This window comes from Siccirubricoccus phaeus (assembly GCF_008360935.1).
Lineage (GTDB): Bacteria > Pseudomonadota > Alphaproteobacteria > Acetobacterales > Acetobacteraceae > Siccirubricoccus > Siccirubricoccus phaeus.
Genome location: NZ_SRXO01000008.1, coordinates 98,926 through 112,697, shown reverse-complemented (window position 1 = coordinate 112,697; position 13,772 = coordinate 98,926). Strand labels below are relative to the sequence as shown.

Genomic DNA, 13,772 nt, shown 5'->3' with positions numbered 1-13,772 from the left:
GCAGCCCCCGCGCGCCTGCCGCCGCTCGAGCGGCTGGAGCGGTTTCGCCTCGCCTGCGCTCGGCGAACCCGCTCCAGCCCTTTGTCTGGTCGCATTTTCCGGGTCGTCCGGCGATTCCGCCGGACTTGAAAATGCTCCGGGCGTTCAAGCGGACATCGCCTGCCGAATGCCGAGATCGGCAGCTACGCCTATCCTGGCCAGACCGCGCATGTGGTTCGCTCCCTGAAGGCGAACATCGCGTCGCGGGCCCTGGCCGCGACCCCCAACGCGATCCGCCGCGCCGTGGTCGAATAGGGCCCGTGCATGACCATCATTGACCTCGCTGATGGAGGTGATGCGGGGCAAACCCCATATTCTCGCGCAACGCAGGCCGCATCGAGCATCTCGAGGCCGCCCCAACCTTCTCGGCGGCGCGCACCCGCCCCTCTGGACCATGCCCATCATGAAAAAGATCGGCTTCCTTTCCTTTGGCCACTGGACGCCCTCGCCCGGTTCCGGCACCCGCTCCGCCGCCGAGGCGCTGCAGCAATCCATCGACCTCGCCGTCGCAGCGGAGGAGCTGGGCGCGGACGGCGCCTATGTCCGCGTCCACCATTTCGCCCGCCAGCTCGCCTCCCCCTTCCCGCTGCTGGCCGCCATGGGCGCGAAGACCAGCCGCATCGAACTCGGCACCGCCGTCATCGACATGCGCTACGAGAACCCGTTCTACATGGCCGAGGATGCCGGCGCCGCCGACCTCATCAGCGGCGGCCGGCTCCAGCTCGGCCTCAGCCGCGGCTCGCCGGAGCAGGTGATCGATGGCTGGCGGCATTTCGGCTACGTCCCGGCCGAGAGCGAGACCGATGCCGATATGGGCCGCCGCCACGCCCAGGTGTTCCTGGATCTGCTGCGCGGCGAGGGCTTCGCCCAGCCCAATCCACGGCCGATGTTCCCCAACCCGCCGGGCCTGCTGCGGCTGGAGCCGCATGCAGAGGGGCTGCGGGAGCGCATCTGGTGGGGCTCCGGCTCCAACGCCACCGCGGTCTGGGTGGCGCAGCAGGGCATGAACCTGCAAAGCTCCACCCTGAAGGATGACGAGACCGGCGAGCCCTTCCACATCCAGCAGGCGAAGCAGATCCGCGCCTATCATGCGGCGTGGCAGGAGGCCGGCCATGCGCGGACGCCCCGGGTCTCAGTCAGCCGCAGCATCTTCCCGCTGCTGGACGACCGCGACCGCGCCTGGTTCGGCCGGGGCGGCAAGGAGCAGGACCAGGTCGGCTTCCTCGACGAGAAGACCCGCGCCATCTTCGGCCGCAGCTATGCCGCCGAGCCGGAGGCGCTGGTCGAGCAGCTCCGCGCCGACGAGGCGATCGCCGCAGCGGACACGCTGCTGCTGACCATCCCGAACCAGCTCGGCGTGGCGTACTGCGCGCATGTCATCGAGAGCATCCTGAAGCACGTCGCGCCGGCACTGGGGTGGCGCTGATGCCCTGCCCCGGCAGCCGGCCTGCAACCGGCCAGGCACGGTCAGGCCGATACGGGTCCGGCGGCCGCCTCCACCGCTGGCCGCGTCCCCTCGCGGTTGAAAGGTGAGGAGGGCGGAGCCTCCTCACCCCGCTCCCTGCTCGAAGAAGCGGTTCTCCGGCCGCGGCAGGCCGAGATTCTCCCTGAGCGTCCGCCCCTCATATTCGCGGCGGAAGATGCCGCGCCGCTGCAGCTCCGGCACCACCTTCTCGACGAAATCCTCCAGCCCGCCCGGCAGGTAGGGGAACATGACGTTGAAGCCGTCCGAGCCCCGCTCCTCCAGCCAGGTCTGCATCTCGTCCGCGATCATCGCCGGCGTGCCGACCATGGCGAGCCCGCCATAGCCGCCCAGCCGCTGGGCGAGCTGCCGCACATTCAGCCCCTCCCGCTGCGCCAGGGCGATCACCCGCTCCCGCCCGCTCTTGCTGGCATTGGTCTCGGGGATCTCCGGCAGCGGCCCCTCGGGGTCGAAGCGCGACGCATCCGTGCCAAGGGCGATGGAGAGGGAGGCGATGGCGCTTTCGTAATGCACCAGGCTGTCCAGCGTGGCGCGCGTGCGCTTCGCCTCCTCCAGCGTGTCGCCCACCACGACGAAGCAGCCGGGCAGGATCTTCAGATGCTCCGGATCGCGGCCGAGCTTCTGCATGCGGCCCTTCACATCGGCGTAGAATTCCTGCGCGCTGGCCAGCGTGCCATGGGCGCCGAAGATCACCTCGGCGGTTTCCGCCGCGAGCTGCCGCCCGGCATCCGAGGCACCGGCCTGCACGATCACCGGCCAGCCCTGCACCGGCCGCGCGATGTTCAGCGGCCCGCGCACCGAAAGGTAGTCGCCGCGGTGGTCCAGCACATGCATCCGTTCGGGGTCGAAGAAGATGCCGCTCTCGGCGTCGCGGATGAAGGCATCTTCCGCGAAGCTGTCCCAGAGTCCGGTCACCACATCGTAGAATTCGCGGGCGCGGCGGTAGCGCTCGCCATGCTCCATATGCTCCTCCAACCCGAAATTCAGCGCCGAATCGGGGTTGGAGGTGGTGACGATGTTCCACCCCGCCCGCCCGCCGCTGAGATGGTCCAGCGAGGCGAAGCGGCGCGCGATGTGGTAGGGCGCGTCGAAGGTGGTGGAAGCCGTGGCGATCAGCCCCAGCCTTTCCGTGCTGACCGCCAGTGCCGAGAGCAGGGTGAAGGGCTCGAAGCTCGTCACCGTGTGGCTGCGCTTCAGCGCTTCCACCGGCATGTTCAGCACGGCCAGGTGGTCGGCCATGAAGAAGGCGTCGAACTTCCCGCGCTCCAGCGCCTGGGCCAGGTAGCGCAGCCGGGGGAAGTTGAAATTGGTGTCCCGCCAGGCGCCGGGGTAGCGCCAGGCACCGGTATGGATGGAGACCGGGCGCATGAAGGCCCCCAGCCGCAATTGCCGCTTTGCCATCGGGGAATTCTCCGCTTTGGGCAAAGATGTCCCCGCCGCGCCGGGGTTCAAGCCATCGCCGGACGGGGCGTGGCCGGGCCCGGTGCCGGTTGCCGGGGCTCCGCCTTGGCCGCATTCTGCGCCTTTCCTACCGAAAGACCCGCCGCATGCCCGAAGCCTGGACCCTGGACGCCACCGAGACCGCCCGCCTGATCCGGATCGGCCAGCTCTCGGCGAAGGAGGCGGTGCAATCCGCCCTCGCCCGGCTGGCGGCGGTGAACCCGAAGCTGAACGCGGTGGTGCAGGTGCTGGGCGAGGAAGCGCTGGCCGCCGCCGCGGCGGCGGATGCGGCGCGCGCGCGGGGCGAGGCGCTTGGCCCGCTGCATGGCGTGCCGGTGACCACCAAGGTGAATGTGGACCAGAAGGGCCTACCGACCACCAATGGCGTCGTCGCCCTGAAGGACGCGATCGCCCAGGAGGACGGGCCGGTCGTCGCCAACCTCCGCAAGGCCGGCGCCATCATCATCGGCCGGACCAACACGCCGGCCTTCTCCATGCGGCTCTTCACCGCGAATGACCTGCACGGCCCCACCTACAACCCCTGGGATAAGGGGCGGACGCCGGGCGGCTCCTCGGGCGGCGCCGGCGCGGCGGCGGCGGCGGGCCTCGGCGCCATCGCGATGGGCAATGACATCGCCGGCTCCATCCGCTGGCCGGCCTTCTGCAACGGCGTGGTCGGGCTGCGGCCGAGCCTCGGCCGGGTGCCGGCGATGAATCCCTCGGCGCCGCTTGGCCGCAGCTTCTCGGCGCAGATGATGGCGATGAACGGCCCGCTGACCCGCAGCGTGCGGGATGCACGCCTCGCCCTCGCACCGCTTTCGGCGCCGGATTACCGGGACAACCGCTATGTCCCGGCGCCGCTGGAAGGCCCGCCGCCGCCGCGGCCGATCAAGGTCGCCCTGGTCCCCGCCCCGGATGGCGCGCCGACCGAGCCCGCGCTGCAGGACGCGGTGCGCCGCGCCGGGAAGCTGCTGGAAGAAGCCGGCTATGCGGTGGAGGAACCGCAGCATCCGGGCTTCGCGGCGCTGACCCGGCTCTGGCATGCCATCGGCGTGCGGGACGTGTTCGGCGGGCTGGCGGAGGCCATTGCCGAGAAGGGCGATGCCGGCATCCGCGTCTCGGTGGAGAGCTGGGTGAAGCTGCACCCGATGGCGGGCTACGACGAGTACCGCGCCGCCATCGCCGAGCGCGACGCCATGCTGAGCCGCTGGACCATGTTCCTGCAGGATTACCCCATCGTCGTCCTGCCCGGCGGCGGGGAGCAGGCGCTGCCGGTCGATCTCGACATGCAGGGGGTGGAGGGGATGCGGCGGGTGCTGGCGGCAGCGCATACCCAGGTGGGGCTGCCGGTGCTCGGCCTGCCGGTGCTGGCGGTGCCGGTGGGGGAAGCGAACGGGTTGCCGCTCGGCGTGCAGGTGATGGGGGCCAGGTTCCGGGAGGATCTGATCCTCGCCGCCGGCGAGGTAATCGAAAGCGGGGACGGGCCACGGCCGCCGATCGACCCGCGCTGGTAGCGGCCCCGGCGCTTCGCATCCCGCCTTTGCCGTGCTAGCTGGGGGGTGCGCGGGTGTGGCGGAATGGTAGACGCGACGGACTCAAAATCCGTTTCTGGCGACAGAGTGTCGGTTCGAGTCCGACCACCCGCACCACTCCATTTGGCACGATGCCGCCCGCCAACCCATCGCGCTGGCGCAATTTCGCTCCGCTCAACCGCACCATTTTCTTTTGCGCGATGCCGCCCACCAACCCATCGCGCCGGTGCGATTTCGCTCTGCTCAACCGCACCATTTCATCCGGCGTGCCGCCATCTGCCGAGGCGGCAGGCGGGTGCGGTTTCGCTTCGCCCTATCGCACCATCGGCCTGTGCGCGACGCCGCCGGCCGACCCAGCGCGCCAGTGCGGTTCCACGCAACCAGGCCAATCTCCGCCCTCCAACTCTGGCCCTGGGCGCTGGAGCGTGATGCCCTCGCCTTTGCTCACGCGCCTCGCTCCAGCCCCCTGTCCGGTCGCGTGAGTCGCGGTTTCGGTTGCTTCAACCTCAACCGAGCGCGCTCCAATGACCTGCTTGTCGACGTAGTCCGCTGAAATCCAGCGAACTTCGCAGGCAGGACACTAGAGCGGGATCGGTTGAGCTGCGCTCACCCGCCCCGCTCTAGCTCTTTGTTCGGTCGCGTGATCCACCGTTTCGGTCGATTCGACCTCAACCGATCACGCTCTAGGGAGAAGCTGCGGCGCGGCCGGCGCGTGCAAACTGCCCAGGCGGGCAGCCCAGGCGCTTGCGGAATGCCGTGCTGAAGGCGCTCGCGGATTCATACCCGATCTCCGCTGCGATCCGCTCCAGCGTCTTCTCCCCCCGGATGAGCGCATCCTTCGCCAGCGCCATGCGCCAGCGCCCCAGGTACTCGATCGGCCCGCAGCCGAGCGCCTCGCCGAAGCGCGCCGCGAAGGCCGACCGGGACATGCCCGCCACCCTGGCCAGCGCCGCGACCGTCCAGCCCGCCCGGACATCGGCATGCATCGCCCGCAGCGCCCGCGCCAGGGCCGGGTCGCGCATGCCGTCGAGCAGGCCGGCCGCAACGGCGCCCGGATCGGGCCCCCGCCATCGCAGCGCCTCCACCAGCAGGATTTCGAGCAGGCGCTGCAGGATCATGTCCTTGCCCGGCGCCTCGGAGGCGCATTCCTCCATCAGCAGCCCGATGAGGCGGCCCAGCCGTCCCGCCCGCCCCTCGGCGGCGGGGATATGGATGCAGCCCGGCAGCAAAGCGCGCAGCAGCGGCGCGTTCGCCGGCTCCAGCTGGAAGCTCCCGCCCAGGGAGATGAAATCCGGCTCCCCTTCCTGCTCGCCATGGCGCACCGGCGCGTTCACCGGCGCCCGCGGCTCGCACGCGACCCCCGGATGGCTGGCGAGCGAGAAGGCCGGCGTCGTGGGCAGAAGCAGGAAATCCCCCTTCTGGAATTGCCGCGGCGCCTCGCCCTCGAAAGCGATCCAGCACGCGCCCCGCAGGATGATCGTGAAGCCCGGCGCCGCATGAGCGGCGTAGCGGACCCCCCATCGGCCGCGGCCGGTGATGGGCTTGGCGACCGCCGTGCTGGGGCGGAGCAGGGCGATGACGTCGCTGAGCGGATCCATCCTGGACGATCCATAACTCAATAAGGGGTAATGATTATGTAGCATCCTGCCCAGGGCGGCTAGGGTCGGCCCATTCGCAAGGATGGAGACCCGCATGCCAAGGACGATCCTCATCACCGGCACCTCCTCGGGCTACGGCAAGGCGACCGCGGCGCTTTTTCTCGAGCGTGGCTGGAACGTCGTCGCCACCATGCGGCGGCCGGACCCGTCGCTGTTCGGCGAGGCGCCGGAGCGCCTCCTTGTGCTGCCGCTCGACGTCACCGACGGACAGAGCATCGCCGCGGCGATCAAGGCTGCCGTGGCGGCCTTCGGCGGCATCGATGTGTGGGTGAACAATGCCGGGATCGGCCTCGGCTCCATCGTCGAGGCCACGCCGGACAGCACGGTGCGCGAGATCTTCGAGACCAATACTTTCGGCGTCATCGCCGCCTGCCGCGCCATCATCCCCCGGATGCGCCGGCAGGGCCACGGCGTCATCGTGAACGTCACCTCCAGCGTCACGTTGGGGGTGATGCCGCTCGTCGCCATCTACGCCGCCAGCAAATGCGCCGTGGAGGGCTTCACGGAATCGCTCGCCTACGAGCTGGAGGGGTTCAACATCAAGGCGCGCCTCGTCGAGCCCGGCTATGCGCCCAGCACCAATTTCGGCGCCAATGGCAGCGTCCGGATGCAGGGGCTGATCCCCGCTGAGTACGGGGCTTTCGCGCAGGCCTGCTTCGCCCGCTTCGCCGATTACCCGACGGCGTTCTGCACGGAGGCGGAAGTGGCCGAGGCGGTGCATGCGGCCGCCACGGAGGAAGGCCTCCGCCTCCGCTTTCCGGCCGGCGCGGATACGAAGCTTCTCGCCAGGCTGCGCTGGAGCACCTCGGAGGAGGAGTACCGGCGCAGCATGCGGGAGACCTTCGGGCCCCGGCGCCCGTGATGCAGGGCGATGGCGGCGCCCAGGGGCGCCGCCCCCACCATGCGGGCCAAGCCGCGCGCAAGACCGCCGGCCCGGATCATTGCGCTTCCCGCCAGGGCGCTGCAGGCTCCCTCCGCCGGGCGGAGGATGCAGCATGGAGAAGGTCCAGGACGCCACCGGCTGGGCGGTGCCCCTCGATACGCATCGGCTGCTGCTGACGGAAGATGCCGCCTGCTGCGCCTGCTGCCGGCCGGACCCGGCGCGCACGGTGCTGGTGGAATGCACCACGCCGCTGGCCCCGCCCGTCGGTCGGCTGCGGTTCCGCGGGCTGTGGCGCGCAGCTGCGCCCTGGCGGGGCCTGCTGGCGCAGGCGGAATTGCTGGGGCTGGCGGAAGCGCCGGGGCCCTGGCTGCGCCGGCGCTCCCTGCTCGGCGCCGCGCTGCCGCTGGCCTGCGTGGCCGCCCTGCCCGGCTGCGCCGCCCCCGCCGCCGCGCCGCCCGGCCCGGCGGTGGAGGCGCTGCTGGCCCGCGCCGCCCCGGCGGATCTCCACAGCCATGCCGGGCGGGTGATCCTCGGCCGCGCCCGCCCGCAGCCGGTGGAGCCACTGGCGGCGCCGATGCGGGAAGGCCGGATGCGCCTGGTGGCGCTGGCCATGGTGGCGGATACGCCGGTGACGCGCTTGACGCCGGACAACCGCATCGCCGCCTTCCGCCCGCCGGCGCCGGGTGAGCTGGCGGCGCATGCCGAGGCGGCCTTCGCCCGGCTCCACGGGCTGGTGGCGGCACAGGGGCTGGCCGTGGTGAAGGACCGGCCGGGCCTTGCCGCCGCCCTTTCCCCCGGTGCCGGTCCGGCCGTGGTGGTAGCGGCCGAGGGCGCCGACTTCCTGGAAGGGCGGCTGGCGGGGCTGGAGCGCGCCTTCGCCACCCATGGGCTGCGCCACCTGCAATTGCTGCACTACCGGGTGAACGAGCTGGGCGACATCCAGACCGAGCCGCCGGAGCATGACGGGCTGACGGAATTCGGCGCTGCCGTGGTGCGGGAATGCAACCGGCTGGGGGTGGTGGTGGATGTGGCGCATGCCAGTTTCCTGGCCGCCAAGCGGGCGGTGGAGGTGGCGGCGAGGCCGGTGGTGCTGTCCCACACCTCGCTGACCAGCCGGCCCGGCCCCCGCTCCCGCCAGATCACCCGGGACCATGCGCGGCTGGTCTCGGGCACGGGTGGCGTCATCGGCATCTGGCCGCCCAGCCCGATTTTCCCGACGCTGCGCGCCTATGCGGAAGGAATGGCCCGGACAGCCGATGTGGTAGGGGCGGCGCATGTCGGCATCGGCACCGACATGCTGGGGCTGCTCTCCCCGCCCTGTTTCGGCGATTACCGCGAGACCCCTACCCTGGCCGCCGCGCTGCTGGAAGTGGGCTTCAGCGCGGAGGAAGCCGCCGGCGTCCTGGGCGGCAATTACGCCCGGGTTCTGGGCGAGGTGTTGCCGGCATAAGCTTCGGGTCCAAAGGGCCTTCCGGCCCCTTGCGACGGGCGTTTGGGGAGGGGCCACGGGACTGCCGCGACGCCCCCCGCGAGCCTCAGCCGACGATCTCGGTCCCGGCGAAGAAGAACGCGATCTCCGTTGCCGCATTCTCCGCGCTGTCGCTGCCATGGACGCTGTTCGCCTCGATGCTTTCGGCGAATTCCTTGCGGATCGTCCCCGGCGCCGCATTGGCCGGGTTGGTGGCGCCCATGATTTCGCGGTTCTTCGCCACCGCGTCATCGCCCTCCAGCACCTGCACCACCACCGGGCCGGAGGTCATGAAGGCCACCAGATCCTTGTAGAAGGGCCGTTCCTTGTGCACGGCATAGAAGGCCCCCGCTTGCGCCTCGGAGAGCTGGAGCCGCTTCTGGGCGATGATCCGCAGCCCGGCTTCCTCGAATTTCGCGTTGATCCTGCCGGTCAGGTTCCGGCGGGTGGCATCCGGCTTCAGGATGGAGAGAGTGCGTTCCACGGCCATGGCGGCGGTCCTTTGCAGAATCGGCTGGTGGGCGCCGGATAGGTGAGTGCGGCGGGGGAGGCAAGCCCCGTGACGGCCGCCGGCCGGATCATTCGCGCCGCGGCGCGGCCCTCACCCGCCCGGCCGGGAGAGCTGGCCGCCGGGCGGGGGAGCAGCCTGGCCGATCCGGCCCGGAAGACAAGCCGCAGGGGGGCCACCAGCGCGGGGCGAAGAGGATGCCGACCGCGCCGGGCCGCCGGACGGAACCGTCGCGGAGCGGGCAACAGTGCGTGCCAGGCCGCTTCGGTGCCGAGAGCCTTGGGCCGCATGCGGCGATTCTGTTCCCTGCCCGCAATTTTCCGCCAGCCCTTTCGTCGGGGCGGCCTGGCTCGCTAGAACACCGCACATGACCGCCCTCGTCATCCGCGACCTGACGCTGCGCATCGCCGGCCGCACCCTGCTGGACGCCGCCGCCCTGACCGTGGAGCCGGGCCGGAAGGTGGGGCTGGTCGGCCGCAACGGCGCCGGCAAATCCACCCTGCTGAAGGCCATCACCGGCGAGCTGAGCCCCGATGGCGGGGAGATCCGCCTGGCCCAGCGCGCCCGCCTGGGCCATGTGGCGCAGGAAGCCCCGGGCGGCGAGGACAGCCTGCTGGAGACGGTGCTGGCCGCCGATACCGAACGCGCCGCCCTGCTGGCGGAGGCCGCCGCCGAGCCCGAGGGACACCGCCTGGCCGAAATCCATGAGCGGCTGATCGCCATCCATGCCGACAGCGCCCCGGCGCGCGCCGCCACCATCCTGGCCGGCCTCGGCTTCGACGCGGCGGCGCAGGCGCGGCCGAGCCGGGAATTCTCCGGCGGCTGGCGCATGCGCGTGGCGCTGGCCCGGGTGCTGTTCCTGGAACCGGATGTGCTGCTGCTGGACGAGCCGACCAACCATCTCGACCTCGAGGCCACCATCTGGTTGGAAGGCTGGCTGCAGCGCTTCGCCGGCGCCGCCATCGTGGTGAGCCATGACCGCGGCCTGCTGGACCGCTGCGTGGACGCCATCGCGCATCTGGACCGGGCGAAGCTGACGCTCTACCCGGGCGGCTTCGCCAATTTCGTCCGGGTGCGGACGGAGCGCCAGGCGCAATTGGCCGCGGCGGCGGAGCGCCAGGCGGCGGAACGGGCGCATATCCAGAGCTTCATCGACCGCTTCCGCGCCAAGGCCAGCAAGGCCCGCCAGGCGCAATCCCGCATCAAGGCGCTGGAGCGCATGCCGGTGATCGAGGCAGTGGTGGAGGATGCGGCGACGCGCTTCGCCTTCCCGGAACCCGCCGAGCTGCCGCCGCCCGTGCTCTCCGTCTCCGACGGCGTGGTGGGCTATGACGGCCGCCCGGTGCTGCGCGGGCTGGAGCTGCGGCTGGACCAGGACGACCGGATCGCGCTGCTGGGCGCCAATGGCAACGGCAAGTCCACGCTCGCAAAGCTGTTCGCCGGGCGGCTGAAGCTGATGGCCGGCAAGGAACACCGCGCGCCCAAGCTGAAGATCGGCTATTTCGCCCAGCATCAGGCGGAGGAGCTGGACCTGAACGGCACGCCGCTGACCCATATGCAGGCGGCGCTGCCGCGCGCCACCGTGGCGCAATGCCGCGCGCAATTGGCGCGCTTCGGCCTGGATGCGGACAGGGCGGAGACGCAGATCAGCGCCTGCTCCGGCGGGGAAAAGGCGCGGCTGCTGCTGGCGCTCTGCACGCGGGAAGCGCCGCAGCTCCTCATCCTCGACGAGCCGACCAACCATCTGGACATCGACGCCCGCGACGCGCTGGTGAAGGCGCTGGCGGAGTACAAGGGCGCGGTGGTGCTGATCAGCCACGACCCGCATCTGGTGGAGCTGGTGGCGGAGCGGCTCTGGCTGGTCGGCGACGGGCGCGTGACGCCCTATGACGGCGATCTGGAAGACTACCGCGCGCTGCTCTCCGGCCGCCGCCCGACGCGCGGCGAAGCCGCAACGCCGAAGCCGAGCGAGCGGCGGGAACGCGCGGAAAACCGCGCCGCGCTGGCACCGCTGCGCGAAAAGGCGAAGCGGATCGAGGCAGAGATGGCGAAGCTGCAGCAGGAAGCGGCGACCATCGACGCGGCGCTGGCCGACCCGCGGCTCTATGCGAACAACAAGACGGACCTGGTCGCGCGGGCGACGCAAAGACGGGCGGAAATCACGAAGCTGCTCTCGCCGCTGGAGGACGAGTGGCTAGAGCTGCAGGAGAAGCTCGAGGTAGCTTGAGGGAGGGCTCTGCCCTCCCCAAACCCCCACCCGCAAAGGGCCGAAAGGCCCTTGGAACCCTTGAGTCTGGGCTCCGCCCGCGGAAACGCCCGTCACAGCTTCTCCACGGCGGTCAGCAGGCAGCCGGGGCGGGCGGTGTGGATGTTCACCCAGCGCGTGCGCGGGTCGGCCAGGGCGCGTTCCAGCAGCGGCGCCACCTCGGCACCTGGCGCGACGGCACCCAGATCATACAGGCACAGCTCCGCCTCGTCATAGCTGCGGACGGACACCAGCGGATTGGCCAGCACGATGGGCGCGACCACCTCCTCGGCCGCGAAGCGCTCGCATTCCCGCGCATGCAGGAAGATCGGACTCGGCGTCCAGTACACGCCCAGCGGATGCGGCAGCGCATAGCTGCCCAGCAGCATCTCCTCCCCCGCTTCGCCCAGGCGCAGACAATGCCGGCAGGGAAAGCCCGGCCCGTCCACCACGCGCCGATGCAGCGCCAGGCAACGATCATCCCGCCCCGTGGCCCGCCACCGCGCCGCCGTCGCGCCGGGAATTGCGATGCACCGAAAACCCGCCATGCCCGAACTCCTCGCTCTCCGGCGGCAGCATGACGAAGACCGCCGGCACGCGGCCATCCGGCGGTTGCGGCGATACGCACGCCGAATGGGGATCATCCGAAGCCAATATTGGGCAGCACGCGCGCGGCCACCCATTCTCCGGGCGACGGCAGGGGCGAATGGCCCGGCCGACCTCGCCAGGAGATCCCACCATGATCCGCAGCCTGATCCTCGCTTCCGCCCTCCTCGCCACTTCCTTCGGCGCGGCCCAGGCGGCCGGCCCGCTGCTCATCGGCGGTGGCGACAACGCGCAGCTCGTCTATGACGTGCCTTCCGCCAACATCGCCGGCGGCGGCGTCGCGCAGGTGACGGGCGGCGGCGAGGACCTCGCCTATGGCCACGCCGCCGCAGCCCGCACGCAGCGCAACGCCCCGGCCATGCTGCTCGGCGGCGGCGAGGATGCGGCGCTGGTGCGCGATGCCGCAGTGCCGGCAGCCAGGCGGCGCGGCTGAGCGCCGCGTGACGCCGCTCACATACTCCGTCGCGCTTCCGGCGCATTCAGCGCCCGCCTTCACACGGCACTCGACACAAAGGAGATAACCATGTTCCACAAGGTCCTGATCGCTTCCCTCATCGCCCTCGGCACCCTCGGTGCCGCGCAGGCGCAGCCCGGCCCGCGCCTCATCGGCGGCGGCGAGGATGCCGTGCTGGTCTATGACGCCACGCCGGCGAACCGCGCCGGCGGCGCCGTCGCGCAGATGACCGGCGGCGGCGCGGATGCGCAGTACAGCGCCAGCGCCACCGTCACCGCGCCGGGCCGCAACGCGCTGCTGCAGGGCGGCGGCGAGAATGCGGTGGTGGTGTATGGCGAGCCCGCCGCGCCGGCGCCGATGGTGGCGGAGGGCATCGCGCCGCGGGGCTGAATCCTCGGCGACCATGCCGCACGCCGTCAGGCCGGTCAGCGCAAGCTGGCCGGCCTGCTGCGTTTCCGGGGCAGGCTCAGCCGATGCGCAGGCCCAGCTCCTGCACGATCCGCCGCGCCTCCTCCTTCAGCACCACGGCCTCGTCGGCGAAGGCCTCGCTGCCCAGATAGCGCACCGGCATGTCGAAGCGCGCCAGCACCGCCGCATGCTGCGGGTCATGCACCGCCAGGCGGAACGCGTCGTGGATGATGCGCACCACCTCCGGCGCCATGCCGCGCGGGCCGGCGATGCCATAGGTACTTTCGCCCAGCACGTCATAGCCGCAATCGCGGAAGGTCGGCACCTCCGGGAAGCGCTTCGCCCGCTCGCTCATCCACACCGCCAGCGGGCGCAGCCTTCCCTCCAGCGCCATATCTGCCCAGGCGGAGGTCTCGGCGGAGAAGTGGATGTCGCCCGCCAGCAGCGCCTGCAGGTTCGGCGCCGCGCCGCGGAAGGCCACCGGCACCCATTCGATGCGCGCCAGCTTCGCCAGGCTCTGCATCTGCACTTCCGTGGTGTTGGCGCCGGGCGTGCCGTAATTCACCCGGCCGGGGTTGGCGCGGGCATATTCGATCAGCTCCGGCAGGGTCTGCCAGGGTGCGTCGGGCCGCACCACCACGCCGCCCATATAGCCCACCAGCCGCACGATCCAGGTGAAATCCGCCACCGGATCCCATTGCGGCTTCGCCTGCATCGCCGGCATGCGGAAGACGCCGATGGGCATTTGCGAGAGGGTGTAGCCGTCCGGCTTCGCATCCTTCAGCGCCACGGCGCCGAGCGTGCCGCTGGCGCCCGGCTTGTTCTCCACGACCACCGGCTGGCCGAGATGGCGCTGCGCGATCTCGCAGACGGAGCGCATCTGGATGTCGGTGGCGCCGCCCGGCGTCCAGGGGACATAGACGCGGATCGGCCGGTCCGGATAACGCGGCTGCGCCAAAGCGGGGATGGCGAGCGAGACAGCGGGCGCCAGCAACAGGGCACGCCGCCGCAATCCGGCATTCGGCATGGGCGATCCTCCTTCGATGGC

At 71.1% G+C, this 13,772-nt stretch carries 12 protein-coding genes and 1 tRNA gene; 8 read left to right on the top strand and 5 right to left on the bottom strand.

The window, feature by feature from the left end:
* Positions 1-433 precede the first annotated feature (433 nt).
* Positions 434-1,465, top strand: coding sequence for an LLM class flavin-dependent oxidoreductase (locus tag E5N76_RS13220; protein WP_235907698.1), 1,032 nt, complete (start codon positions 434-436; stop codon positions 1,463-1,465).
* Positions 1,466-1,588: 123 nt separating this feature from the next.
* On the opposite strand, the gene E5N76_RS13215 is transcribed toward E5N76_RS13220, so the two are convergent.
* Complete coding sequence (locus E5N76_RS13215; RefSeq protein ID WP_149537776.1) at positions 1,589-2,923, bottom strand: LLM class flavin-dependent oxidoreductase; 1,335 nt, start codon at positions 2,921-2,923, stop codon at positions 1,589-1,591.
* Positions 2,924-3,069: 146 nt separating this feature from the next.
* Between E5N76_RS13215 and E5N76_RS13210 the strand changes: the two genes are divergently transcribed.
* Both E5N76_RS13210 and E5N76_RS13205 read left to right on the top strand, forming a co-directional pair.
* Complete coding sequence (locus tag E5N76_RS13210; RefSeq protein WP_149537775.1) at positions 3,070-4,476, top strand: amidase; 1,407 nt, start codon at positions 3,070-3,072, stop codon at positions 4,474-4,476.
* A gap of 49 nt (positions 4,477-4,525) precedes the next feature.
* A tRNA-Leu gene (locus E5N76_RS13205) sits at positions 4,526-4,611 on the top strand.
* Positions 4,612-5,177: 566 nt separating this feature from the next.
* On the opposite strand, the gene E5N76_RS13200 is transcribed toward E5N76_RS13205, so the two are convergent.
* Entirely contained in the window at positions 5,178-6,092 is a 915-nt protein-coding gene (locus E5N76_RS13200) for an AraC family transcriptional regulator (protein WP_149537774.1), read from the bottom strand.
* A gap of 94 nt (positions 6,093-6,186) precedes the next feature.
* Here E5N76_RS13200 and E5N76_RS13195 point away from each other — a divergent pair, with 94 nt between their 5' ends.
* Both E5N76_RS13195 and E5N76_RS13190 read left to right on the top strand, forming a co-directional pair.
* On the top strand, positions 6,187-7,014 hold the full coding sequence (locus tag E5N76_RS13195) for an SDR family NAD(P)-dependent oxidoreductase (RefSeq protein ID WP_149537773.1): 828 nt from the start codon (positions 6,187-6,189) through the stop codon (positions 7,012-7,014).
* A 133-nt stretch (positions 7,015-7,147) separates the two neighbouring features.
* On the top strand, positions 7,148-8,485 hold the full coding sequence (locus tag E5N76_RS13190; RefSeq protein ID WP_149537772.1) for a dipeptidase: 1,338 nt from the start codon (positions 7,148-7,150) through the stop codon (positions 8,483-8,485).
* An 85-nt stretch (positions 8,486-8,570) separates the two neighbouring features.
* Here E5N76_RS13190 and ndk read toward each other — a convergent pair whose 3' ends face one another.
* Positions 8,571-8,993, bottom strand: coding sequence for a nucleoside-diphosphate kinase (gene ndk, locus E5N76_RS13185; RefSeq protein WP_149537771.1), 423 nt, complete (start codon positions 8,991-8,993; stop codon positions 8,571-8,573).
* A gap of 385 nt (positions 8,994-9,378) precedes the next feature.
* On the opposite strand from ndk, the gene E5N76_RS13180 reads away from it, so the two are divergent.
* Positions 9,379-11,238, top strand: coding sequence for an ABC-F family ATP-binding cassette domain-containing protein (locus tag E5N76_RS13180; protein ID WP_149537770.1), 1,860 nt, complete (start codon positions 9,379-9,381; stop codon positions 11,236-11,238).
* A gap of 92 nt (positions 11,239-11,330) precedes the next feature.
* On the opposite strand, the gene E5N76_RS13175 is transcribed toward E5N76_RS13180, so the two are convergent.
* Complete coding sequence (locus E5N76_RS13175) at positions 11,331-11,804, bottom strand: DUF1203 domain-containing protein (RefSeq protein ID WP_149537769.1); 474 nt, start codon at positions 11,802-11,804, stop codon at positions 11,331-11,333.
* A gap of 191 nt (positions 11,805-11,995) precedes the next feature.
* On the opposite strand from E5N76_RS13175, the gene E5N76_RS13170 reads away from it, so the two are divergent.
* Both E5N76_RS13170 and E5N76_RS13165 read left to right on the top strand, forming a co-directional pair.
* On the top strand, positions 11,996-12,295 hold the full coding sequence (locus E5N76_RS13170; RefSeq protein ID WP_149537768.1) for a hypothetical protein: 300 nt from the start codon (positions 11,996-11,998) through the stop codon (positions 12,293-12,295).
* A 90-nt stretch (positions 12,296-12,385) separates the two neighbouring features.
* On the top strand, positions 12,386-12,706 hold the full coding sequence (locus E5N76_RS13165) for a hypothetical protein (RefSeq protein WP_149537767.1): 321 nt from the start codon (positions 12,386-12,388) through the stop codon (positions 12,704-12,706).
* A 76-nt stretch (positions 12,707-12,782) separates the two neighbouring features.
* On the opposite strand, the gene E5N76_RS13160 is transcribed toward E5N76_RS13165, so the two are convergent.
* A complete protein-coding gene (locus tag E5N76_RS13160; RefSeq protein WP_149537766.1) occupies positions 12,783-13,751 on the bottom strand; it encodes a Bug family tripartite tricarboxylate transporter substrate binding protein in 969 nt (322 codons plus the stop codon).
* Positions 13,752-13,772: the final 21 nt, after the last annotated feature.